General features: G+C 68.1%; 20 protein-coding genes. 13 read left to right on the top strand and 7 right to left on the bottom strand.

What is annotated here, in order from left to right; translation table 11 throughout:
* Positions 1-145 precede the first annotated feature (145 nt).
* Genes OXS31_RS00815 through OXS31_RS00800 form a run of 4 tightly spaced genes read left to right on the top strand, consistent with a single transcriptional unit; the run spans position 146 to position 4,901 of the window.
* Entirely contained in the window at positions 146-1,648 is a 1,503-nt protein-coding gene (locus OXS31_RS00815; RefSeq protein ID WP_244898745.1) for an efflux transporter outer membrane subunit, read from the top strand.
* Entirely contained in the window at positions 1,645-3,801 is a 2,157-nt protein-coding gene (locus OXS31_RS00810; RefSeq protein ID WP_267397106.1) for an FUSC family protein, read from the top strand. The genes OXS31_RS00815 and OXS31_RS00810 overlap by 4 nt, the downstream gene beginning before the upstream one ends.
* Positions 3,791-3,991 carry a DUF1656 domain-containing protein gene (locus OXS31_RS00805; protein ID WP_007160208.1) on the top strand — a complete coding sequence of 67 codons (201 nt, stop codon included), beginning with the start codon at positions 3,791-3,793 and terminating at the stop codon, positions 3,989-3,991. Before OXS31_RS00810 ends, OXS31_RS00805 begins: the two co-directional genes overlap by 11 nt.
* Before the next feature lie 10 nt (positions 3,992-4,001).
* Complete coding sequence (locus OXS31_RS00800; protein ID WP_267397101.1) at positions 4,002-4,901, top strand: HlyD family secretion protein; 900 nt, start codon at positions 4,002-4,004, stop codon at positions 4,899-4,901.
* A gap of 316 nt (positions 4,902-5,217) precedes the next feature.
* Here the strand turns inward: OXS31_RS00800 and OXS31_RS00795 are convergent, their stop codons facing one another.
* The 3 genes from OXS31_RS00795 to OXS31_RS00785 are packed head-to-tail and all read right to left on the bottom strand — an operon-like array spanning position 5,218 to position 5,895.
* Positions 5,218-5,379, bottom strand: coding sequence for a DUF1328 domain-containing protein (locus tag OXS31_RS00795; RefSeq protein ID WP_007160206.1), 162 nt, complete (start codon positions 5,377-5,379; stop codon positions 5,218-5,220).
* Between the two features lie 29 nt (positions 5,380-5,408).
* Positions 5,409-5,630, bottom strand: a complete 222-nt coding sequence (locus OXS31_RS00790) for a hypothetical protein (protein ID WP_186381122.1) — start codon at positions 5,628-5,630, stop codon at positions 5,409-5,411.
* Between the two features lie 10 nt (positions 5,631-5,640).
* Complete coding sequence (locus tag OXS31_RS00785) at positions 5,641-5,895, bottom strand: hypothetical protein (protein ID WP_144954638.1); 255 nt, start codon at positions 5,893-5,895, stop codon at positions 5,641-5,643.
* Between the two features lie 443 nt (positions 5,896-6,338).
* On the opposite strand from OXS31_RS00785, the gene algB reads away from it, so the two are divergent.
* Positions 6,339-7,688: a sigma-54-dependent response regulator transcription factor AlgB gene (gene algB / locus OXS31_RS00780; protein WP_027597276.1), complete on the top strand. Its 1,350-nt coding sequence runs from the start codon at positions 6,339-6,341 to the stop codon at positions 7,686-7,688.
* Positions 7,685-9,475, top strand: a complete 1,791-nt coding sequence (locus OXS31_RS00775; protein ID WP_144954641.1) for an ATP-binding protein — start codon at positions 7,685-7,687, stop codon at positions 9,473-9,475. Before algB ends, OXS31_RS00775 begins: the two co-directional genes overlap by 4 nt.
* A 273-nt stretch (positions 9,476-9,748) precedes the next feature.
* Here OXS31_RS00775 and OXS31_RS00770 read toward each other — a convergent pair whose 3' ends face one another.
* From OXS31_RS00770 to OXS31_RS00760, 3 genes are read right to left on the bottom strand one after another with little or no spacing between them, the layout of a single operon-like run.
* Positions 9,749-11,221: an FGGY-family carbohydrate kinase gene (locus OXS31_RS00770; protein ID WP_267397066.1), complete on the bottom strand. Its 1,473-nt coding sequence runs from the start codon at positions 11,219-11,221 to the stop codon at positions 9,749-9,751.
* Positions 11,222-11,259: 38 nt separating this feature from the next.
* On the bottom strand, positions 11,260-12,216 hold the full coding sequence (locus OXS31_RS00765; RefSeq protein ID WP_267397064.1) for a transketolase C-terminal domain-containing protein: 957 nt from the start codon (positions 12,214-12,216) through the stop codon (positions 11,260-11,262).
* Entirely contained in the window at positions 12,206-13,042 is an 837-nt protein-coding gene (locus tag OXS31_RS00760; protein ID WP_027600546.1) for a transketolase, read from the bottom strand. The genes OXS31_RS00765 and OXS31_RS00760 overlap by 11 nt, the downstream gene beginning before the upstream one ends.
* Before the next feature lie 387 nt (positions 13,043-13,429).
* On the opposite strand from OXS31_RS00760, the gene OXS31_RS00755 reads away from it, so the two are divergent.
* From OXS31_RS00755 to OXS31_RS00725, 7 genes are all read left to right on the top strand, one after another.
* The gene (locus OXS31_RS00755) at positions 13,430-14,374 is read left to right on the top strand and encodes an ABC transporter permease (protein ID WP_186353941.1); all 945 of its coding nucleotides are present in this window, start codon (positions 13,430-13,432) and stop codon (positions 14,372-14,374) included.
* Between the two features lie 56 nt (positions 14,375-14,430).
* The gene (locus OXS31_RS00750; RefSeq protein ID WP_027597270.1) at positions 14,431-15,363 is read left to right on the top strand and encodes a sugar ABC transporter substrate-binding protein; all 933 of its coding nucleotides are present in this window, start codon (positions 14,431-14,433) and stop codon (positions 15,361-15,363) included.
* A 100-nt stretch (positions 15,364-15,463) separates the two neighbouring features.
* Positions 15,464-16,969: a sugar ABC transporter ATP-binding protein gene (locus OXS31_RS00745; protein ID WP_027597269.1), complete on the top strand. Its 1,506-nt coding sequence runs from the start codon at positions 15,464-15,466 to the stop codon at positions 16,967-16,969.
* Between the two features lie 14 nt (positions 16,970-16,983).
* Positions 16,984-17,748 (top strand): SDR family oxidoreductase, encoded by a 765-nt coding sequence (locus tag OXS31_RS00740; protein ID WP_027600543.1) that lies wholly within the window; start codon positions 16,984-16,986, stop codon positions 17,746-17,748.
* 54 nt (positions 17,749-17,802) lie between these two features.
* A complete protein-coding gene (locus OXS31_RS00735; protein WP_144954650.1) occupies positions 17,803-18,603 on the top strand; it encodes an SDR family oxidoreductase in 801 nt (266 codons plus the stop codon).
* Between the two features lie 175 nt (positions 18,604-18,778).
* Entirely contained in the window at positions 18,779-19,729 is a 951-nt protein-coding gene (locus tag OXS31_RS00730; protein WP_027600541.1) for a sugar-binding transcriptional regulator, read from the top strand.
* 139 nt (positions 19,730-19,868) lie between these two features.
* Complete coding sequence (locus OXS31_RS00725) at positions 19,869-21,287, top strand: MFS transporter (protein WP_144954653.1); 1,419 nt, start codon at positions 19,869-19,871, stop codon at positions 21,285-21,287.
* A 13-nt stretch (positions 21,288-21,300) separates the two neighbouring features.
* On the opposite strand, the gene OXS31_RS00720 is transcribed toward OXS31_RS00725, so the two are convergent.
* Positions 21,301-22,932 carry a methyl-accepting chemotaxis protein gene (locus OXS31_RS00720; protein ID WP_169854578.1) on the bottom strand — a complete coding sequence of 544 codons (1,632 nt, stop codon included), beginning with the start codon at positions 22,930-22,932 and terminating at the stop codon, positions 21,301-21,303.
* Positions 22,933-22,937 lie beyond the last annotated feature (5 nt).

Here is a 22,937-nt window from a genome sequence, read left to right as displayed (position 1 = left end):
TAGCAGCCTAATGGTAACGTCCGCTGACCGCTCGGTTCGCGGGCATCTCCTACCGGCGTCCTCTTCAGTTCCAGCTCATCTCGCCTACCGCGCTGCGCCCTCTCAGCCAGACGCCGGTATGGCCTTGTTGCCAACGGACCCCCACGTGTCGCCTTTCTCTAGCAGAGCCTGGCCTGCGCTCACGGTGGTCGCCCTCGCGACCCTGCTGGCCGGCTGTATCGGTACCGGTCACAACGCGCCCCAGGCGCAGCGTCTCGACGATCAGGCGCTGGCCACCGACGCCGCCATCCAGGCCGCCGCCGGCCAGGCCGCCTGGCCCGAGCGCCAGTGGTGGCGCGCCTATGGCGATCCCCAGCTGGATGCCTGGATCGGCAGTGCCCTGGCCGACAACCCGCGCCTGGCCACGGCCGCCGCCCGGGTGCGCCGCGCCGAGTCCCTGGCCGGCCTGGCCGAATCCCGCGAAGCCCTGCAGGTCGAGGGCAAGGGCGCCTTCAAGCGCTACAGCTGGCCCACGGACGGCTTCTATGGCCCGGGCGAGCTGGCCGATCGCACCACCTGGAACAACAATGCCGAACTGGGCCTGAGCTATGCCCTGGACTTCTGGGGCCGCGAGCGCGACGCCAGCGCCCAGGCCCTGGACCAGGCCCATCAGGCCGCCGCCGAGGTGCGCGCCGCCGAACTGGAGCTGACCGGCAACATCGTCCGCAGCTACATCGGCTTCGCCCTGCATCACGACCAGCGCGACATCCTCGCCGCCACCCTGGAGCAGCAGCGGCAACTGGCCGACCTGGCCCAGCGCCAGCTGGACGGTGGCCTCGGCACCCAGTTCGAGGTCAGCCAGGCGCGCGCTCTGCTGCCCGAGACCGAACGCCAGCTGGAAGCCCTGGACGAGACCCTGGCGCTGGATCGCAACCAGCTCGCCGCCCTGGCCGGCAAGGGCCCGGGTGCCGGCGCCCGCCTGCAGCGGCCGCGCCTGACCCTGGGCGCGGCGCCACGCCTGCCCAGCAGTCTGCCCCTGGAACTGGTCGGCAAGCGCCCTGACGTGGTGGCGCGCCGCTGGCAGATCGCCGCCGCGGCCAAGGGCGTGGACGTCGCCCGCGCCAGCTTCTATCCCAACATCGACCTGGTGGCCAACGTCGGCCAGTTCCTGACCCTGGGCCGCCTCAGCGAGATGCTGACCCACGCCAAGACCGGCTCCTTCATCGGCCCGGCGTTCTCCCTGCCGATCTATGACGGCGGCGCCCTGCGCAGTCGTCTCGGCGCGGAATCGGCGGCCTACGACATGGCGGTCAGTGCCTACAACCAGACCCTGGTGGACGCCCTCAAGGACATCTCCGATGCGCTGATCAAGGCCGACTCGGCGGCCCGGCAGGCCACCCTGGCCGACCAGGCCAGCCAGGAAGCCCAGCGCACCTACGACATCGCCCGCGAGGCCTTTCGCCGTGGCCTGACCGACTACCTGCACGTGCTCGATGCCCAGACCCGGTTGTTCGCCCAGCAGCGGGTCACCGCCCAGGTGCATGCCCTGCGCCTGGCCGCCCAGGCCGCTGCCCTGGTCGCCCTCGGCGGCGGCGCGGACCTCGAACGCGGCCCGGGCGACCACGACCTGGTGCCAGCGCGCGTGGCCGTCGAGCGAGCGCCCCGGTGAGTGCCGGCACCGCCGCCAGCGCGCCGCTGCGCCAGGCCCTCGGCGCCTGGGCGCGCAGCGACGGCAGCCTCTGGCTCTACCAGGCCAAGATGCTGCTCGCCGCCAGCCTGACCCTCTGGCTGGCCATGCGCCTGCAATTGCCGCACCCCAGTTCGGCGGTGATCACCGTGTTCATCGTCATGCAGCCGCAGAGCGGCCAGGTCCTGGCCAAGAGCTTCTACCGGGTCATGGGGACCCTGCTGGGACTGGCGGTGATGCTGGTGCTGATCGCCCTGTTCGCCCAGGAACGGGTGCCCTTCCTGATCTTTCTGGCGCTGTGGATCGGCCTCTGCGTGGCCGGCTCGGCGCGCTACCGGGACTTTCGCAGCTATGCCTGCATGCTGGCCGGCTATACCGCCGCGCTGATCGGCATCCCTGCCGCGCTCAATGCCGACACAGCCTTCATGTCGGCGGTGATGCGGGTGCTGGCCATCACCCTGGGCGTGCTCTGCAGCGGCGCGGTGAGTGCGGCGGTCTTTCCGCAGACCAGCGCCACGGCCATGCGCGCGACCCTCTATCGGCGCATGGGCGGCTTCGCCGGACTGGCCGCCGACGTCCTGCGCGGTCGGCTCGACCGGCCCACCCTGGAAGCCGCGGGCGTGCGCCTGGCCGCCGAAGCCGTGGGGCTGGAAAGCCTGCGCAGCGCCTCGGCCTTCGAAGACCCGCACATGCGCATGCGCAGCGGCCGCCTGGCCCGGCTGAACGCCGAATTCATGGGCCTGACCACCCGCCTGCATGCCCTCAGCCGCCTGCTGATGCGCCTGCGCGAACGCGACGCCCAGCTGCCACTGACGGCCCTCGAACGCCTCTGGGCGCCGCTGCTGGAACTGTTCGAGGAATGGCGCGGCCAGGCGCTCACCGACCGTGCGGCCCTGACGGCGGCGGCGCGTCTGGAACAGCTGCACCAGGGGCTGCGGCCGCGCATTCGTGCCCTGCGCGCCGAGTTGCCGCCCTTGAGCGAAACCGACCGGCGCGACTTCGAGACCGCCGTGGAGCTGCTCTTTCGCTTCACCGGCGAATGGCACGGCTATCTGCAGACCCACGCTTCCCTGGCCGCGCCGCGGCACAGTCGCGAGCAGTGGAAGCCGCGCTTCGTGGCCAAGGCCAATGCCCTGGGCGCGGCGGTCACGGGTATCCGCAGCGCCTTTCTGGTGCTGGTGCTGGGCGCCTTCTGGATCGCCAGTGCCTATCCCAGCGGCGGCATGCTGGCGCTCAACGCCGCAGCCGTCTCGGCGCTGGCCTCGGCCTCGCCGGATCCCAAGCGCACCGCGCTGCAGATGGCCGTCGGCGCCAGTGGCGGCGTGGTGCTGGGCTTCTTCCTGACCTTCTTCGTCTTTCCCTGGATCACCGGCCTGCCGCTGCTGCTGCTGACCCTGGCGCCAGTGTTCATGCTCGGCACCTGGATCTCCCTGCGCCCGGGCTGGATGGGCTATGGCCTGGGTTGCCTGGTGTTCTTCTGCTTCACCTCGATTCCCGACAATCCGCCGGTCTACGACGCCTACGCCTTCATCAACAACGGCATCGCCGTGGTCCTGTCGATGGTGATCACCGCGGCGGTCTCTGCGGTGCTGCTGCCGCCCAACAGCCCCTGGCTGTGGCGCCGGCTGGAACGGGACCTGCGCCAACAGCTGGTGCGGGCGGTGAGCGCGCCGCTGCCGCACCTGGCACCGGCCTTCGAGGGCCAGACCCGCGATCTGCTCAACCAGGCCTATGGCGTCAGCGCCGGGCGCGGCGAGGCGCAGCGGCGCCTGATCGGCTGGGCCTTCGCGGTGCTGGAAATCGGCCATGCGGTGATCGAGTTGCGCCAGCTGCAGGCGCGCCTGCCGAACGCGCCACGCTATGCCGAGGGCAGCGCCTGGCGCCAGGCCATCCGGGTGCTCGGACGCGCCCTGGTGCGTCTCTTCCTCAAGCCCGGCGCGGAAAATCTGCGCCGGGCGCTGGCGGCGGTGGATGCGGCCCTGGCCGCCGTGACGGTCGTGACCGAACCGCCGGAACTGCCCTATGACGAGTCGCCGCTGCGCCAGGTGCAAAGCGACCTGCACTTCATCCGCAGCGCCCTGCTCGATCCCCAGGGGCCGCTGGCCCGCTATCTCGAGATCCCCCATGCCACGTGAAATCGCCTTCCACGGCCTCTACCTGCCCACCGTGACGGTGCTGTTCCTGGTCGCCGCCCTGCTCGCCTGGGCGCTGGACCGGGTGCTCGCCGCGGTCGGTCTCTATCACGTCGTCTGGCATCCGGCGCTGCTGCGCCTGGCCCTGTTCATCTGCCTCTACTGCGCCCTGGCGCTGTGCGTCTATCGCTAGGACTCCTGCCATGATCCTCAAGAAACTCTTCGGCGTGCTCTTTACCCTGCTGGTGGTCTGCCTGGCGCTGATCCTCGGTCGGCTGCTCTGGGTGCACTACATGAACGATCCCTGGACCCGCGACGGCCGGGTGCGCGCGGAGGTCATCACCATTGCGCCCGACGTGGCGGGCCTGGTGACCGAGATCGCCGTGCGCGACAACCAGTGGGTCAACAAGGGCGACCTGCTGCTGCAGATCGATCCGGAACACTACGAGATCGCCGTGCATCAGGCCGAGGCTTCGGTCGCCGCGCGCAAGGCCACCCTGGCCATGCGTCAGCAGAACGCCCGCCGCCGCGCCGACATCGACAGCCTGGTGGTCTCTCGCGAGAATCGTGAAGACGCCAGCAGCGCGGCCCTGGCCGCCGAGGCCGATCTGCGCCAGGCCCAGGCCCAGCTGGAATCGGCGCGCCTGAACCTCAAGCGCACCCGGGTGCTGGCCCCCGTGGACGGCTACGTCACCAACCTCTCGGTGTTCAAGGGCGACTATGCCGCCGCGGGCGCGCCCAAGCTGGCCGTCATCGACGCCCATTCGTTCTGGGTCTATGGCTATTTCGAAGAGACCAAGCTGCCCCATGTGCGGGTGGGTGCGGCGGCGGAGATGCGCCTGATGAGCGGCCAGACGCTGCAGGGCCACGTGGAAAGCATCGCCCGCGGCATCTATGACCGGGACAACCCCCAGAGTCGTGAACTCACCGCCGATGTGAATCCCACCTTCAACTGGGTACGCCTGGCCCAGCGGGTGCCGGTGCGCATCGCCCTGGACCCGCTGCCTGAGGGCCCGCTGCTGGCGGCCGGCACCACCTGTACCGTGGTCCTGGAAGACGCTCGCGGCGAACGTTCCTGGTGGGACGCCTTCTGGCAGGGTTGAGTCCTGCCGAACGTCCGACTTTTGCCTCTCCCAAACGACAACACCCCTGACGTCGGCAGGTTTCGCTAGAGACGAAACCGGTCGAATTCAGGGGTGTGGTCGTAACCAGCCCAGTCCGCCGCGAGTGCGAAAGTACTCCCTGTACTCTTGGAACCCTCCCCTACTGCAGAGCGTCCCGACCATGTGGCCCTTGCGTCTCGGATCAGGAGACGACTTAGAGGTTGTCCATTGAATCGGCTTAAAGCTGCAATCCGATGACAGAGCCTCAGCAGCCGGTCATCACGACCGGCTGCTTGTGTTGCTCACAGACCAGCCGTCAGGGACGACGGCGACCCATGAAGAACGACACCACGAACAGCACCAGGAACAGCACGAACAGGATCTTGGCGATACTGGTGGCGGTACCGGCGATGCCACCGAAACCCAGGACGCCTGCGATGATCGCGATGATCAGGAAAGTGATAGCCCAGCTCAGCATGGTGTTTCTCCTATGTATTGCAAGTGCACTCAGCGGACGACAGCACCTGTCCAGCGAGCAGTGGTTTTATTAGCGAAATCCTGGGTATCCAGACTCGCCATCCGTGGTTCCACATCGGTCAGATCGAGATCCAGACCGTTGAGGTTGTGCGTCTGATTGAGCGCACGACCCATCATCAAAGCACTGAGCAACATCCCGAGTACGACCACCGCTGCAACGAACAGCACGATCATCAGCAGCATCCACATCATGGTCATGACCTCAGAATACCCAGCGGGTCTGCTTCACCAGACGGTCACCGTTGGACTGTGCCGGGATGGCTTTGAGTTCCCCACGGCCTTGACTTGCCAGCGGCTTGGCTGCAGGCACCATGGCCTGGGCAGCAGTGCGGGTGGATGCGATGAGTGCCTGTTCGCGGCTGACGTCCTGGCCCTGGGGGGCGGCGACGGCGGCGCTGGCGAAGCAAGCGAAGAGCGCAGTACCTACCAAGTGCTTGCGAAGGGTCTGGCTGATCATCGGGTATCTCCTGCAATCCGTTGGCCCTGGGGCCGGCTTGCCAAGGAGATTGCAGACTGCGTGCCAGCTTTTCGAAAACTATTTTTTCCTTTAAAAACAACAACTTATACTTTTTGGCAGAGGCGCCTGCACTTGCACCTTGCAAGGTGCAACGCCTGAACCATTGCGTTTTGCATGATGGCCAGTGGCTGATCTGGAGGCACCGGGCCAGTCCGCTCGACCGCGCAACGGGGAAAGGGAGCCCGAAACCTTCCATTGCCCACCAAAAAATCTGCTTTTTGCCACTTTCTCCCCGGCGGGTTGCGATCTGCACGATGCCCGTGACGGCCTGCCCGGATTGCCCGATGGTCCTGCGGATTGCAACTTGCACGATGTATGATGGACTAACTGCCAGCTCTGTCCTTTAGCGCGTTTCGGCCCCTGCGGCCTGGAGTTCTCCCGTCATGGAACAAACCAGCGGTCGTATCCTTCTTGTGGATGACGAAGCCGCCATCCTGCGGACCTTTCGTTTCTGCCTGGAAGACGCCGGCTACAGCGTGGCCACGGCCAACAGCGCGGCCCAGGCCGAGGCCCTGCTGCTGCGCCAGGTCTACGACCTCTGCTTTCTCGACCTGCGCCTGGGCGCGGACAACGGTCTGGACGTGCTGCAGCAGATGCGCATCCAGGCGCCCTGGATGCGGGTGGTGATTGTCACCGCCCACTCGGCCATCGACACCGCGGTGGACGCCATGCAGGCCGGCGCCGCCGACTACCTGGTGAAGCCCTGCAGTCCCGATCAGCTGCGCATGGCGGCGGCCAAGCAGCTAGAATTCCGCCAGCTCTCGGCGCGCCTGGAGGCCCTCGAGGGCGAAGTACGCAAGTCCAGCGCCGGTCTCGATTCGCGCAGCCCGGCGATGATGAGCATCCTGGAGACCGCCCGACAGGTCGCCACCACCGATGCCAACGTGCTGATCCTCGGCGAGTCCGGTTCCGGCAAGGGCGAACTGGCCCGCGCCATCCACGCCTGGAGTCGCCGCGCCAAGAAGACCTTCGTCACCATCAACTGCCCGTCGCTGTCGGCCGATCTGATGGAAAGCGAGATGTTCGGCCATACCCGCGGCGCCTTCACCGGGGCCAGCGAGAGCACCCTCGGCCGGGTCAGCCAGGCCGACGGCGGCACCCTCTTCCTCGACGAGATCGGCGACTTCCCCCTGGCCCTGCAGCCCAAGCTCTTGCGCTTCATCCAGGACAAGGAATACGAGCGCGTCGGCGATCCGGTGACCCGTCGCGCTGACGTGCGCATCCTCGCCGCCACCAACCGCAACCTGGAACAGATGGTGGCGGAAAACGAATTCCGCGAAGACCTGCTCTATCGCCTCAACGTCATCGTGCTCAACCTGCCGCCGCTGCGCGAGCGCAAGGAAGACATCGTCGATCTGGCCGAGCGCTTTCTCGCCCGCTTCGTCAAGGACTACAACAGACCCGCCCACGGCTTCAGCGAGGCGGCCCTGGAGGCCCTGCGCAACTATGGCTGGCCGGGCAACGTCCGCGAGCTGCGCAACGTCATCGAGCGGGCGAGCATCATCTGCGGCCAGGACCTGGTGGATGTCAACCACCTGGGCCTGGGTGACAGCCCGGCCAGCAGCGGCGCCGCCAGCGCACCGCGGGTCGGCGAGGCGCTGAGTCTGGAAGCCCTGGAGCGCGCCCACATCGCCGCGGTGATGGCCACCAGCGAGACCCTCGACCAGGCCGCCAAGACGCTGGGCATCGACGCCTCCACGCTCTATCGAAAACGCAAGCAGTACGGGCTATGAAGCTGCCGATCAAGTTGCACACCCGCCTCTTTCTCAGCATCTCCGCCCTGATCGCCGTGGCCCTCATCGGGCTGCTGGTGGGCCTGGTCAGCGTCCTGCACCTGGCCCGCGAGCAGAGCGTCCAGACCCGCAGCAACCTGGACTTCATCAACCTGACGCTGAACATGCGCCAGGAGTTGAGCAACAGCCTGTTCCAGATGCTCGACGGGGCACCCAACCCCCAGTCGCTGGCCGCGGCCCAGCAGCGTTTCCAGGAGTACCTGCAACAGGTCGAAGGCCAGATGCGCAATCCCGAGCAGCTGGCCATCCTGGAAGACGTCAAGCAGCGCTACCAGCGCTTTTCCGACTACCTGAGCTCACCCCCGGCGGGCTATGGCGAGTTGCGCGCCGATCGCGGCTTCCAGCAAACCCTCAACGCGCTGCGCACGCGCATCTACGATCTGCAGCGCAGCTATGTGGTGACCCTGGAGCGCATGCAGGACGAGGCCCATGACCGAGCGGTGATCATCGCCCTGCTGCTGGCGCTGATCGGCGTGGCCATCCTGGTCACCGGGGTGGTCACCGCCAACGGCATCGCCCGGCGCTTCACCGGGCCCATCGACGGCCTGGCCAAGGCCGCCGAACGCATCAGCCAGGGCAATTTCGACGTCCAGCTGCCCACCTCGCAGATCGCCGAATTCACCCTGCTCAGCCGCCGCTTCGGCAACATGGCCCAGGCCCTGCATCGCCTCAGCCAGACCAATGTCGAGGCCCTGGTGGCCGGCCAGCGGCGCTTGCAGGCGGTGCTCGACAGCATCGACTACGGCCTGGTGATCCTGGATCCCCAGGGCAACATCGAGCACGCCAATCCGGTGGCCTGCCGCCAGCTGGGCTGGAACGAGAATCACCTGGGCGAATCCCTGATCGCCGCCCTGGAACGCCCGGAAATCGAGACCAGCGTGCAACGGGTGCTGGCCGGCGGCGCCCTGGACGCGGCGCCTGAAGACCTGGAGATCCGCGTCGATGATGAGGTGCGGCTGCTGGCCTGGAGTCTGACCCCGGTCAACCACGCCGACGGCCGCAGCGTGGGTGCGCTGATGGTGCTGCGCGATGTCACCGAGCAGCGCGCCTTCGATCGGGTGCGCAACGAATTCGTCCTGCGCGCCTCCCACGAATTGCGCACCCCGGTCACCGGGATGCACATGGCCTTCGGGCTGTTGCGCGAACGCCTCAAGGTGGCACCGGAATCCCGCGAGGCCTTTCTGCTGCAGACGGTGGACGAGGAAACCCATCGCCTGGTGCAGCTGATCAACGACCTGCTGGACTATTCGCGCCACCAGAGCGGTCTGCAGCGTCCGGAAAAGCTGCCGAGCGAGATCGGCGACCTGCTGGAAGAAGCCCGCGCCCGCCATGTCGACGAAGCCCGCGAGCGCGATGTCGAGCTGGCCGTCGAGTTGCTGCACACGCCGCTGCCACGGGTCAGCCTGGATCCCAAGCAGCTGGCCCGGGTGTTCGACAACCTGCTGAGCAATGCCCTGCGCCATACCCCGGCCGGCGGCCGTATCGTCATCCAGGCCATGCGCCAGAACGAGCAGCTGCTGATGGCGGTGCAGGACAATGGCGAGGGCATCGCCTATGCCCAGCAGGGCCGGGTGTTCGAACCCTTCGTGCAGATCGGCAGCCAGAAGGGCGGCGCCGGCCTGGGCCTGGCCCTGTGCAAGGAAATCATCCGCCAGCACGGCGGCCGCATCGGCGTCGTCTCCCGCCCCGGCCAGGGCACCCAGATCTTCATGACCTTGCCGACCTGAGTCATCCCGGGCTGCTCTTACGGGCAGCACCGCGCTAGTCGACCCCGCTCCTGCCGGGATGAATGCAGTCAACCGCCTGCTCGGACAGCCCCCTCTCCCTCGGGGAGAGGGTTGGGGTGAGGGCGCCCTTCGCCACGGTGTCCCATTGGAAAAGGCTACGGGGCTGATCCCGCCAAATCGCGGCCATGCCGGTGCGCCGTAGCGACCGCTCCTACAGGAGCCGGACATCCTGTAGGAGCGGCCCATGGCCGCGATCAGCGGAACACCGGAATCCTACCGCAGCGTCCGCGCCAGCGCCTGGCGCCAGCCGGCATAGAGTTCGGGCACGGCGTTGGCGCGGGGTTCGTAGCGGCGACGTGGCCGTTCGAGATCGGCCAGGGCCGCGGCGTCCTGCCACCAGCCCAGGGCGTGGCCGGCCAGGTGGGCGGCGCCCAGGGCCGAGACCTCCGGCGACAGGCTGCAGATCACCGGGCGCTGCAGGAGATCGGCCTGGAATTGCAGCAGCCATTCGTTGCGCGTGGCGCCGCCGTCCACCCAGAGTTCGTCCAGGGCCGTCGGGCTGTCTTGCTGCATGGCGTCGAAGACATCGCGAATCTGGTAGGCGATGGCCTCCAGCGCCGCACGCATCAGGTGCGCCCGTCCGCAATTCTCGCTGAGACCGCAGAACAGCCCACGCGCCTCGGCCCGCCAGTGCGGCGCACCCAGGCCGCCCAGCGCCGGGACGAAGTAGACGCCGCCGTTGTCCGGCAGCGCCGCGGCTTCGGCGGCCAGGGCCTCCAGCTCTCCGGCGCCGCCCAGCAGGCGCGCCGTCCAGCCCACGGCGGCGCCGGTGTGGACGATGTTGCCTTCCAGGGCAAAGGTCGGCGTATCTCCCAGGCGCCAGGCCAGGGTGGTGGCCAGGCCATGGGCGGAGACCACGGGTTCAGCAATGGGCGTCATCAGTGAGGAACCGGTGCCCAGGGTGGCCTTGACCTTACCCGGGACGAAACCGCCCTGGCCGAACAGCGCCGCATGGGAATCGCCGATCATCGCCAGGATCGGCAGGCCGGCCGGCAGCGGACCCTGGGCGCGGGTCTCGCCGAAACAGCCGGCACTGGGACGGATCTCTGGCAGGGCCGCCCGGGGAATGCCGAACAGACTCAGCAGCTGCGGATCCCAGTCACCGCCGCGCAGATCGAGCAACTGGGTACGGGCGGCGTTGGCCGCGTCGATGAGAAAGCTCGTGCCACCGCTGAGTTGCCAGAGCAGCCAGCTGTCCACGGTGCCCAGGCAGATCTCGCCAGCGGCGGCGCGGGCCGTGCCGTCGGGAATCTGGTCGAGCAGCCAGCGCCATTTGCCGGCGGAAAACATCGGATCCAGCGCCAGGCCGCTGCGCTCGCGGATCAGCTCGCCGTGGCCGGCGGCGTGCAAGGCTTCGCACTGCGGCTGGGATCTCTTGCACTGCCAGCTCACCAGGGGGCCGAGCAACTGGCCGCTGCCGCGCTCCCAGGCCAGGGCGGATTCGCGCTGGTTGCTGATGGCGATGGCCGCCAGGGGGGCGTCCGTCTGTGCCAGGCAGTCGCCGATGGCGCCCTGCAGGGCCTGCCAGATGGCCAGGGGATCCTGCTCGGCATAGCCCGCCTGGGGATGCTGGACGGTGAGCGGCCGGGAACCGCGGGCCACGACCCGACCGGCGCGATCCACCAGGATCGCCTTGGCATTGGTGGTGCCCTCGTCGAGGGCGAGGATCAGCGGTTCGTCGGCCATGGCGGCTCCTTGTTCTTATCGGTTCACTACGCCAGAGCTCAGCGCAGGCGCTGCACCGCGGCGACGATGCCGGCAGCATCGATGCCGTGCTTGGCGCGGGTCGGCCCACGACCACCGGCGGCAGCATACTCGCCGTCGGCGATGCCCAGGCGGATCAGCGGCACGCCCAGCGCGGACTCGGCCATCACCTCGGCGACCAGGCTGCCCACCCCGCCATTGGCGTTGTGCTCTTCCACCGTGACCACCCCACCGCGGGCGGCGCAGAGGGCTTCGAGCAAGACCTCGCGCTGCAGCGGCCGGATCGACGACAGGTTGATCACCTGGGCGCTGATGCCCTGCTCGGCCAACAAGCGTGCGGCGTCCACCGCCTCGTGGACCACCGAACCCAGGGCCACCAGGCTGACGTCGTGCCCCTGGCGCAGCACGTCGACCTGACCGGGGACGAAGCGATAGTCGGGCCCGTGCAGATCGGGCAGCGCCTTGCCGTCCAGGCGGATATAGACCGGACCGTCATGGGCCAGGGCGTGTTCGACGATCTGCCGGCACTCGGCGCCATCGGCCGGGGCATAGATTTCCACGTGGCCGAAGCCGCGCATCACGGCGATGTCGTCGAGGCTGTGGTGGGTGCTGGCCAGGGGACCGTAGCTGGCCCCGGCGTTGAGGCCGAACATCTTGACGTTGGACCTGTTGTAGCAGACGTCCACCTTGACCTGTTCGTTGGCGCGGGAGATCAGGAAGGGCGCGGCGTTGCAGGTCACCGCCACCTTGCCGGCCAGGCCCAGGCCGGCGGCCACCCCGACCAGGGTCTGTTCGGCTATGCCGACGTTGACCAGGCGCTCCGGGAAGCGTTTGACGAAGGGGCCGATCTTGGCCGTGGAGGTGGAATCGCTCACCACCGGCACCAGGTCGACGCCGGCGTCCACCGCGGCGATGAAGGCCTCGACCATGACGCTGGCGAGATGGGCTTCGCCCGGGGTCTGGGTATCAGTGGCCATGGTCGAGCTCCTCCAGTGCAGCGGCGATCTCGTCGCCCTTGGGCACCCGGTGGTGCCATTCGGGTTTACCTTCGATGAAGGAAACCCCCTTGCCTTTGACGGTATTGGCGATCAGCACCTGGGGCTGGCCGCGGTGTTCACGCAGGGCTTCCAGGGTCTCCACCAGCTGGGCCACGTCGTTGCCGTCGCACTCGACCACATGGAAGCCGAAGGCGCGCCACTTCTCGGCCAGGGGCTCCAGCGGCAGGATCTCGGCGGTGGGGCCGGCCAGTTGCAGGCGGTTGTGGTCGACGATCACCGTGAGGTTGTCCAGCCGGTACTTGGCGGCGGTCAGCGCCGACTCCCAGTTGGAGCCCTCGCCCAGTTCGCCGTCACCGGTCAGCACATAGACGCGGCGCGGACTGCCATCGCGTTGCGCGGCCAGGGCGATCCCGGTGGCCACGGGCAGGCCGTGGCCGAGGGCGCCGGTGTTGAGTTCGATGCCGGGGGTCTTCTGCCGTACCGGATGGCCCGGCAGGTGGGAGTCGAAGTGCTGGTAGGTGTCGAGCCATTCCGGCGGAAAGTAGCCGGCTTCGGCCAGGCAGCAGTAGAGGCCGCCGACGCCGTGGCCCTTGCTCTGGATGTAGATGTCGCGCCGGGGATCGGCGAGGCGTTCCGGGGCGACGTCGAGCAGGCGGAAGTAGAGGGTGGCGAGGATGTCGGTCTCCGACAGATCCGCCCCGGTGTGGCCGCCGGCAGGCGAGCCGGCATTGAGCTGGATGACGCGCCGGCGGATCAGCCGGGCCTTTTCGCGAATCTGCGCGACGTCGTACTGGAACGGATTCATCAGGCGACCCCCTCGGGTATCCGAAGCTGCAGTGGAGCAGACGCCTGCCGAGGTTTCAGTGGGCGTCTTATGAATATTTATTCGTCACTGAAAATATATTTATCATTTAGACCTCAATCCGGAAGGCCGTCAATAGCCATGAAGGGCCGTCGGCGACCGGGTGAGCGGATAGAATGCGCGGCAGGATGCGGGATTGCCGAGGCCATCGCGTTCGGCATGCGGCGATGAAAAGGCGCTTGACTTCCATCCGGAACAGGCGGAGTCTGAATTAAAAATCAGGCACGCATAAATATTCAGGCGAGCCGAACACAAGAACAATAACCTCAGGAGAAGTGCGTGGACGCCAAAGCCCCGACCGCCTCGCCACCCGCCAAGCCCCTCGCCCGCCTGGCCCTGCGCCTGCCGCGCAACGTCGGCGGTCCGCTGATCGGCCTGGCGCTGCTGATCGCCGTGTTCTCCTTTGCCTCGGAGTATTTCTTCTCCGTGCGCAACGCCCTCAACATCCTCGACCAGGTGACCGTGCTCGGCATCCTGGCCATCGGCATGACCCTGGTCATCGTCATCGGCGGCATCGACCTGTCGGTGGGCTCGGTACTGGCCTTTTCCATGATGCTGCTAGGCTGGCTCTATCAGGACATCGGCTGGCCGCTGGGCCTGGCGATTCCCGCCGCCATCCTCGGCGGCCTGGTCTGCGGCCTGGTCTCGGGCCTGCTCATCGCCCGCGCCCGCCTGCCCGCCTTCATCGCCACCCTGACCATGATGTCGGTGGCCCGCGGCCTGGCCAACATCCTCACCGACGGTCGCCAGATCGTCGGCTTTCCCGACTGGTTCACCAGCCTGGCCACGGTGCGGCACTTCGGCTTCCTCTCGGTCACCGTCGGGCTGTTTTTGCTGATGCTGCTGGTGGCCTGGGTGTTCCTGCGCTTTCGCGCCGGTGGCCGCAACCTCTATGCCATGGGCGGCAGCGCCGAGGTGGCGCGGTTGTCGGGCATCAAGGTGCGCACCATCACCATCTGGATCTATGCCCTGAGCGGCGCCCTGGCGGGTCTGGCCGCGGTGGCCATGGCGGCGCGGCTGGATTCGTCCCAGCCCAGCGCCGGCCTGTCCATGGAGCTGGATGCCATCGCCGCGGTGGTGATCGGCGGCGCCAGCCTCAGCGGCGGCGTCGGCAGCGTCGGTGGCACCCTGGTGGGGGTGCTGATCATCGGCGTGCTGCGTAACGGCCTGAATCTGCTGGGGGTCTCGCCCTTCGTGCAGCAGGTGATCATCGGCATCGTCATCGCCCTGGCCGTCACCCTGGACACCCTGCGCCGCCGTAACGGGCAGCGCTAGGTCAGATCGGCTTCGTCTCGTCACCGCAGTACAACAATAACAACGGAGTGCCATCCATGCTGACCCCCAAGAAGCTGTTGCTCAGTACCCTGTTCGCCGCCATCACCTGCACCGGCGCCCTCAATGCCCAGGCCAAGGAACTCACCGTGGGCCTGGCCGTGGCCAACCTGCAGGCCGACTTCTTCAACCAGATCAAGCAGGCCGTCGAGGCCGAGGGCAAGGCCAAGGGCATCAAGGTGATCACCGTGGACGCCCAGGGCAATTCGGCGACCCAGGTCAACCAGATCCAGGACCTGATCACCCGCCAGGTCGACGCCCTGATCTACATCCCGGCCGGCGCCACCGCCGCCGGTGTCCCGGTCAAGGCGGCCAAGGCCGCCGGCATCCCGGTGGTGGCGGTGGACCGCAACGCCCCCGACGCCCCGGGTGACACCTTCATCGCCAGCGACAGCGTCGCCGCCGCCCGCACCCTGGCCGAATACGTCGGCAAGGTCACCAACGGCAAGGGCCGCGTCGCCATCCTCCAGGGTCAGATCGGCACCACCCCGGAAAACGATCGCGCCAAGGGCTTCGCCGAAGGCCTGGCCAAGTTTCCCGAGCTGAAGGTGGTCGCCCAGCAGCCCGCCGAGTGGGCCCAGGACAAGGGCTTCGCCGTGGCCCAGGACATGCTCCAGCGCGATCCCAACATCAGCGTCTTCTTCGGCCGTGCCGACGCCATGGCCCTGGGCGCGGCCCAGGCGGTCAAGGTGGCCAACCTCGACCATCCGGTGACCATCGTCGGCTTCGACGGCGACGTGGCCGGCCTCAAGGCCGTGGCCGCCGGCACCCTGTCCGCCACCATGACCCAGCAGACCCGCAAGATGGGGCGCATGGCCCTGGAATCGGCGGTGGCGCTCAAGGAGGGCAAGCAGGTGCCCAAGGAGCAGCTGCAGGAGGCGATCCTGACCACCAAGGATAACGTCGCCCCCTTCATCGAGAACCACCCGTAACGGTGCGTCTGGCCAGCGGCGGGTAACGGCCGTCGCCAGCCCATGCCCCAGGTGCCTCCCACGGGAGGCACCGTTTCAGCTCCCCCCTTTCGGAGGCTCCATGTCCGCCGTCATGCCCCTGGAACAGCCCGCGGCCCTCAGCCTGAGAAACATCGGCAAGAAATACGCCGGCATCGAGGTGCTTAGCGGCGTGGACGTCGACATCCAGCCCGGCGAGGTCCTGGCCCTGCTCGGCGAGAACGGCGCCGGCAAGTCCACCCTGTCGTCGATCATCGCCGGCCTGGTGCCGCCCGAAGCCGGCGGGCGCATGACCTGGCTGGGTCGCGACTATGCCCCGGACTCCCCCGGCGCCGCCCTGGCCGCCGGCATCGGCCTGATCCACCAGGAGATCCGCCTGCTGCCGGAACTGACCATCGCCGAGAACATGTTCGTCGGTCGCCTGCCCATGCGCGGTGGCCGCATCGATCGCGCCTTCATGGAAACCGAGGCCCAGCGCCAGCTGGATCGCCTGGGCCTGAAGGTACCCGCCACGCGCACCGTGGCCGGTCTCAGCGTGGCCGCCCAGCAACTGGTGGAGATCGCCAAGGCGCTGACCCTCAAGGCGCGCCTGCTGATCCTCGACGAACCCACCGCGGCCCTGGGTGGCGAAGAGACCGAGTTGCTGTTCGCCCAGGTCGAGCGACTCAAGGCCGAGGGCGTCTCCTTCATCTACATCAGCCATCGCCTGGAAGAGATCGCCCGCATCGCCGACCGGGTGCTGGTCTTGCGCGACGGCCGCCAGATCGCCCTGCACGCCACCGCCCAGGTGCCGGTGCGGCAACTGGTGGAAGAGATGGTCGGCCGCAGCGTGGAGCGCATCTTCCCGGCCATGGCCGCGCCCGCTGCCCGCGAGGTGCTGCGGGTGAAGGGCCTGAGCTGCCGCGAGATGCCACTCAAACACATCGATTTCAGCGTGCGCGCGGGCGAAGTCTTTGGCGTGGCCGGAGTGGTCGGTGCCGGGCGTACCGAGCTGGTCCGCGCCATCGCCGGCGCGGCCGAGCAGGTCACCGGCGAGCTGGTGCTGGAAGGCCAGGCCTGTCGCTTCGCCAGTCCCTACGACGCCATCCATGCCGGCATCGTGCTGGTGCCCGAGGATCGCAAGCAGCAGGGCGTGGTGGTCGATCACGCCATCGAGGAAAACCTCATCTATGGCAACACCGACCTGCTCGCCGGTGGCGGCTGGGTCTCGCCCGGCGGCCTGCGCGCCTTCGCCCGCAAGGCGGTGGCGCGGCTCGGCGTCAAGGGCCAGCCGGAGCAGGCCATCGCCGCCCTGTCCGGCGGCAACCAGCAGAAGGTGATCATCGCCAAGTGGCTGGCGCGCAATCCCAAGGTCTTCATCCTCGACGAGCCCACCCGCGGCATCGACGTCGGCGCCCGCGCCGCCATCTACCAGGTGATCGCCGAACTGGCGGCCACCGGCATGGCGGTGATCGTGGTCAGCTCGGACCTCGACGAGGTCCTCGGCCTGTCGCATCGGGTCATGGTGATGAGCCGTGGCCAGCAGATGGGCATTCTCGAACGTGAACAGGCCACTCCGGTGGCCGTGATGGAACTGGCGACCGCCTGACTAGGAGTTTTCCCATGCGTCTCTTCGATCTCGGCGGCCAGACCGCCTTCGTTACCGGTGCCGGCAGTGGCATCGGCCAGGCCATCGCCGTCGGACTGGCCGAGGCCGGCGCCCAGGTGGCCTGCTTCGACTTGCCCGGCAGCCGCGACCTCGCCGGTACCGTCGCGCGGATCCAGGCCCACGGCCGCCGCGCCCTGGCCCTGGAAGGCTCGGTGACCAGCGCCGCCGACCTGGAAGCCGCCGTGGCCCGTACCGAGGCCGAACTCGGCCCCCTGAGTCTCGCGGTCAACAGCGCCGGCATCGCCAACGCTCAGCCGGCCGAGGAGCTGGAACTGGAGCGCTGGCAGCGCATGCTCGACATCAACCTCACCGGGGTGATGCTCAGTTGCCAGGCCCAGGCGCGGGTCATGCTGCCGCGCGGCAAGGGCGCCATCGTCAACATCGCCTCCATGTCCGGCAGCATCGTCAACCGCGGCCTCCTGCAGGCCCACTACAACACCTCCAAGGCCGGGGTCATCCACCTGACCAAGAGCCTGGCGATGGAGTGGGCCGAGCGCGGCATCCGCGTCAACTGCATCAGCCCCGGCTACACCGCCACGCCGATGAACACCCGTCCCGAGGTGGCCGACCAGGTCAAGATCTTCGAGCAGACCACCCCGCTGGGCCGCATGGCCGAGGTGGAGGAAATGGTCGGTCCGGCGATCTTCCTCTGCAGCCCGGCCGCATCCTTTTGCACCGGGGTGGATCTCATCGTCGATGGCGGCTTCGTCTGCTGGTAACAACCCGCTGGCGATCACGCACGCCGGGTCGCCAACCGCTCTAGGAGGTTTCACGTGGAACGTCGCTTCGCAGGTCAAACCGTGGTCATCACCGGCGGTTGCCGGGGCATCGGCGAGGGTATCGCCGAGCGCTTCGGGCGTGAGGGCGCCAACCTGGTGCTGGTCTCCAACGCCGAGCGGGTGCACGACACCGCCGCACGGCTGGCCGCCGAGACCGGGGCCGAGGTGCTGCCACTGGTGGTGGACATCACCGACGAGGCGGCGGTGGCCGACCTCTATGCCCGGGCCGAGGCGCGCTTCGGCCGGGTCGACGTCTCGGTGCAGAACGCCGGGATCATCACCATCGATGCGTTCGACCGCATGCCGCGCGAGGACTTCGACCGCATCCTGCAGGTCAACACCACCGGCGTCTGGCTGTGCTGCCGCGAGGCGGCCAGGCGCATGGTCGCCGCCGGGCGTGGCGGACGCCTGATCAACACCAGCTCCGGCCAGGGGCGCCAGGGCTTCATCTACACGCCCCACTATGCGGCGAGCAAGATGGGCGTCATCGGCATCACCCAGAGCCTGGCCCATGAACTGGCGCGCCACGGCATCACGGTCAACGCCTTCTGCCCCGGCATCATCGAAAGCGAGATGTGGGACTACAACGACCGCGTCTGGGGCGAGATCCTTTCCACCCCGGAAAAGCGCTATGGCCAGGGCGAACTGATGCAGGAATGGGTCGGCAACATCCCCATGAAGCGCGCCGGCACCCCGGCCGATGTCGCCGGCCTGGTGGCCTTCCTCGCCTCGGCGGACGCCGTCTACATCACCGGCCAGGCGATCAATGTGGACGGTGGCCTGATCATGTCCTGATCGACCCCCGGGGACGCCAGGCCGCAAAAGCCTTGGCGTCCAGCGGGAGGCTGAGGGAAAATAGCGGGAAAATGCGCCTTTCTAACAGCCAAGTGCCTGCTTTTTGAGGGTTCGTCACGGCCGCCCCGGCCCGGCAGCCCTGGGTGCAACCTAGCCGCCGGTACCGGAAATCTGGATGAGTAATCTCGAAGAACAACGCCTGCTGACCAAGATCGCCTCCCTCTACTACGAAGAAGGGCTCAAGCAGTCGCAGATCTCCGAACAGCTCGACCTGTCGCAATCCTTCGTCAGCCGTGCCCTGAGCCGAGCGCTCAAGGAAGGCATCGTGCGCATCTCGGTGCAGCGCCCGCGCAACTTCCACCTGGAGCTGGAGCGTCAGCTGCAACAGCGCTACGGCATCCGCCAGGCGATCGTGGTGGAGCCCACCGGTGACGACGAAGAGGCTATCAAGCAGGCCATCGGCTCGGCCGCCGCCCACTACCTGGAAACCAGCGTCACCGAAAAGGACCACATCGGCATCTCCTCCTGGAGCTCCACCATCCGCGCCATGGTCGGCCACATGCACCGCGGCAGCAGTCGTCAAGGCGCGACCGAGGTGGTGCAGCTGCTCGGCGGGGTCGGCAACAAGGGTGCCTTCGAAGCCACCCTGCTGACCCAGCAACTGGCCAATCTGCTGGGTTGCCCGGCCTATCTGCTGCCGTCCCAGAGCATCGAGCAGTCGCCGGAAAGTCGCCAGCGCATCCTGCAGCTGGACGAGGTGCGCGAGGTCACCGAACGCTTCGCCCGGCTCACCGTGGCCCTGGTTGGCATCGGCGAGCTGGAGCCGTCGCAGCTCCTGCGCAACAGCGGCAACTATCACGGCGAGGCCATGCTGGAAGTGCTCGCCGCCCGCGGCGCGGTGGGCGACATCTGCCTGAGGTACTTCGACGCCCAAGGCCGACCGGTACTGGACGACAGTGAAGAGACCGTGGTCGCGGTGGACCTGCCGCAACTGCTGAAAATCGACCGCGTGGTGGGTCTGGCCGGGGGCCTGCGCAAGGTCAATGCCATCCGCGGCGCGCTGCAGGGCGGTTATCTGGATGTCCTGGTGGTCGATCTGCGCACTGCCCTGGCGCTGGTCCCCTGATCCACGCAAGCGGCTGCCAGAACCGGGCCGGAAAACGCGATTTGCTGCCAAACGGCCCACCCGGCACGGAAATCTTTGGCAACATTCGGCAAGGACTGATCCGTAAGCTGTAGGACGACTGTTCTCTGGATAGCGTCCCATGCCCTCAGCGTCTTCGGCTTCGGCCACTGCCCTGCCCACCTCCCAGCGGGCCGCCGCCCTCTCGGCGCGTCTCGATCGCCTGCCGGCCACCCGCAGCCTGTGGCGCCTGGTGGCCCTGCTGTCCATCGGCGGTTTCTTCGAACTCTACGACCTGTTCCAGACCGCCTACATCAGCCCCGGGCTCCTGCGCGATGGCGTCTTCCAGACCGGCGCGGCCGGGGTGTTCGGGGTCTCCGATCAGGCCGCCTTCGCCGCGGCCACCTTTCTCGGCCTGTTCGTCGGCGCCAGCCTGCTCAGCCCCATCGCCGACCGCTTCGGCCGCCGGGCGATCTTTACCTGGGCACTGGTCGGCTACACCCTGGCGACCCTGGCCATGGGTCTGCAGACCACCGCCCTGGGGCTGATCGCCCTGCGCTTCGTGGTGGGCATCGGCCTGGGCCTGGAGCTGGTGACCATCGACGCCTATCTGTCGGAGCTGGTGCCCAAGGCCATGCGCACCTCGGCCTTCGCCTTTGCCTTCGCCCTCCAGTTCCTCTCGGTGCCGGCGGTGGCGCTGCTGTCCTGGTGGCTGGTGCCCCAGGCGCCGCTGGGCATTTCCGGCTGGCGCTGGGTGGTGCTGTCCAGTGCCGTCTTCGCCCTGTTCATCTGGTGGCTGCGCCAGCGCCTGCCCGAATCGCCGCGCTGGCTGGCGCAGCAGGGCCGGCTGGACGAAGCCGAACAGGGCGTGGAGCGCCTGGAAGCCGCCTGCCAGGCCGACAGCGGCCAGCCGCTGCCGCCACCCGCGGCGATCGTCGAAGAACGCGCCGTGAGCGCGCGCTTCGCGGCGCTGTGGCAACCGCCCTATCGGCGGCGGGTGATCATGCTGATCGTCTTCAACCTGTTCCAGGCCATCGGCTTCTTCGGCTTCGGCAACTGGCTGCCGGCATTGCTCTCCGGCCAGGGCGTGAGCCTGACCCACAGCCTGGGCTATGCCTTCGTCATCACCCTCGCCTATCCGCTGGGACCGCTGCTGTTCGTGCGCATCGCCAACCGCTTCGAGAACAAGTGGCAGATCGTCGGCTCCGCCCTGGGGACGGTGGGCTTCGGCAGCCTGTTCGCCCTGCAGCAGGGCGCCCTCGGCCTGATCCTCTGTGGCGTCGGCATCACCTTCTGCAACGCCTGGCTGACCTTTGCCTTCCACTCCTACCAGGCGGAGCTGTTCCCCACCGCCATCCGCGCCCGGGCGGTGGGTTTCTGCTATTCCTTCAGCCGGCTGTCGACGGTGTTCAGCAGCCTGCTGATCGGCACCCTGCTGGAGCGCCTGGGTACCCCGGGCGTGCTGGCCTTCATCGTCGCCAGCATGCTGATCGTGGTGCTGACCATCGGCCTGTTCGGCCCGCGCACCCGCAACCGGGCGCTGGAAGACATCGCCCGCTGAGGCAGGCCCGCGGTCAGAGGCGGAATTGCCGGACCGCGCCGTTCAGGTCGCCGGCCAGGCGCGCCAGGTCGGTGCTGGCGGCGGCGGTCTGCTCGGCCCCGGCGGCGTTCTGGGTGGAGAGGTCGCGGATGCTGGTGAGGTTGCGATCCACCTCGCGCGCCACCTGGGCCTGCTCCTCGGTGGCCGCGGAAATGCTCAGGTTGCGCTCGTTGATCTGCACGATGTGGCGAGCGATCTCGGCCAGCGCCTCGCCGGCGGCGGCGGCCACCGTCAGGCAGGCACCAGCCTGCTGATTGCTGGTGGCCATGGCGTCCACCGCCTTGCCGGCGCCGCCCTGGATGGCACCGATCATGTCTTCGATCTCGCCAGTGGACTGCTGGGTACGGGCCGCCAGGGCGCGCACCTCGTCGGCCACCACGGCAAAGCCACGCCCGGCATCCCCGGCGCGCGCCGCTTCGATGGCGGCGTTGAGCGCCAGCAGATTGGTCTGCTCGGCGATGCCGCGGATCACGTCGAGCACCCCGCTGATGCGCTGCACCTGGCCCGCCAGGCCGTCGATCTCGCCGCTGCTGGAGGCCACCGCGCTGTGCAGGGCATGAATGGTGGCGAGGGTTTCCTCGACCCGGCGCTGACCGAGATCGGCCGAGGTGCGCGAGTCCTGGGCGGCAGCGCTGGCGGCCGCGGCATTGCGCGCCACCTCCTCCACCGCGGCGGTCATCTGATTGACGGCGGTGGCCGCCTGGGCCAGCTCGTCGTTTTGCCGCTGGATGCCGCGCAGGCCGGTCTCGGTGACCGTCGACAGCTCTTCGGAGGTGGACGCCAGGGTGGTGGACGACAGGGTCAGCCGCTCCAGGGTAGCGCGCAGGTTGTCCTGCATCCGCGCCATCGCAGCCAGCAACCGGCCGGGTTCGTCGCGCCCGTCGGGCTCGATCGTCCGGCTGAGATCGTTGGCAGCAATGCGCTCGGCCACCGCCAGGGCCTTTTCCAGCGGCCCGGTGAGGCTGCGGGTGAAGCGCCAGGCCAGCAGCAGGGTACCGGCCAGGGCCGCCACCATCACCGCCACGGTGATGGCGATGGCGTTGTGGTAGCTGGCCATGGAGGCGGCGGCCAGGCGCGTGACCTTGCCATCGACCACCCCGGCGAGTTCGTTGACGGTGGCGCTCAGGGCATTGCCGCTGTGGGCCATCTCGCCGTCCTGCCCGGCCAGCTTGAGCAACTCGGCGTCGTTCTGGTCGTCCAGCGCCTTGAGATAGCGATTCTGGTTGTTCAGGTAGGTGGCTAGCTGGCCGGTCATCCGGGTGTAGACCTCCCGCCCGGAGTCGGTGAGCAACAGGCCGTCGAACTGGCGCACATGCTGTTCCAGGCTGGCCTTGGCCGCGTCGATGGCCTTGTGCACCGCCTGGGTCTCGGCGTTGGAACTGGCCAGCATCAACCCCTGGTTCTGCATGCGCAGACTCAGCAGATCGGCGCGGATCTCGCCGATGGTCTGGACGCTGGGGATGACGTTGCCGACGATCTGCTCCTCGCTCTCCTTGATAACCCGATTCTGGCCCAGGGAAAACAACCCCAGGCCGATCACCAGCAGGGCGAAGAAACCAAAGGCGACCAGGGCCCGCGGGGCGATGTTGAGGGAGCGTAGCTTCACCGGGA

The sequence above is a fragment of the Pseudomonas sp. GM_Psu_1 genome (assembly GCF_026544185.1).
GTDB lineage: Bacteria > Pseudomonadota > Gammaproteobacteria > Pseudomonadales > Pseudomonadaceae > Chryseomonas > Chryseomonas oryzihabitans.
This window is presented reverse-complemented; position numbering and strand designations above follow the sequence as displayed.

Excerpts from the sequence above, each read along its gene's own strand:
- OXS31_RS00805 (WP_007160208.1), top strand. The coding sequence starts at position 3,791 with ATGCCACGTGAAATCGCCTTCCACGGCCTCTACCTGCCCACCGTGACG.
- OXS31_RS00800 (WP_267397101.1), top strand. The coding sequence starts at position 4,002 with ATGATCCTCAAGAAACTCTTCGGCGTGCTCTTTACCCTGCTGGTGGTC.
- OXS31_RS00795 (WP_007160206.1), bottom strand. The coding sequence starts at position 5,379 with ATGCTGAGCTGGGCTATCACTTTCCTGATCATCGCGATCATCGCAGGC.
- OXS31_RS00790 (WP_186381122.1), bottom strand. The coding sequence starts at position 5,630 with ATGATGTGGATGCTGCTGATGATCGTGCTGTTCGTTGCAGCGGTGGTC.
- OXS31_RS00785 (WP_144954638.1), bottom strand. The coding sequence starts at position 5,895 with ATGATCAGCCAGACCCTTCGCAAGCACTTGGTAGGTACTGCGCTCTTC.
- algB (WP_027597276.1), top strand. The coding sequence starts at position 6,339 with ATGGAACAAACCAGCGGTCGTATCCTTCTTGTGGATGACGAAGCCGCC.
- OXS31_RS00775 (WP_144954641.1), top strand. The coding sequence starts at position 7,685 with ATGAAGCTGCCGATCAAGTTGCACACCCGCCTCTTTCTCAGCATCTCC.
- OXS31_RS00770 (WP_267397066.1), bottom strand. The coding sequence starts at position 11,221 with ATGGCCGACGAACCGCTGATCCTCGCCCTCGACGAGGGCACCACCAAT.
- OXS31_RS00765 (WP_267397064.1), bottom strand. The coding sequence starts at position 12,216 with ATGGCCACTGATACCCAGACCCCGGGCGAAGCCCATCTCGCCAGCGTC.
- OXS31_RS00760 (WP_027600546.1), bottom strand. The coding sequence starts at position 13,042 with ATGAATCCGTTCCAGTACGACGTCGCGCAGATTCGCGAAAAGGCCCGG.
- OXS31_RS00750 (WP_027597270.1), top strand. The coding sequence starts at position 14,431 with ATGCTGACCCCCAAGAAGCTGTTGCTCAGTACCCTGTTCGCCGCCATC.
- OXS31_RS00745 (WP_027597269.1), top strand. The coding sequence starts at position 15,464 with ATGTCCGCCGTCATGCCCCTGGAACAGCCCGCGGCCCTCAGCCTGAGA.
- OXS31_RS00740 (WP_027600543.1), top strand. The coding sequence starts at position 16,984 with ATGCGTCTCTTCGATCTCGGCGGCCAGACCGCCTTCGTTACCGGTGCC.
- OXS31_RS00730 (WP_027600541.1), top strand. The coding sequence starts at position 18,779 with ATGAGTAATCTCGAAGAACAACGCCTGCTGACCAAGATCGCCTCCCTC.
- OXS31_RS00725 (WP_144954653.1), top strand. The coding sequence starts at position 19,869 with ATGCCCTCAGCGTCTTCGGCTTCGGCCACTGCCCTGCCCACCTCCCAG.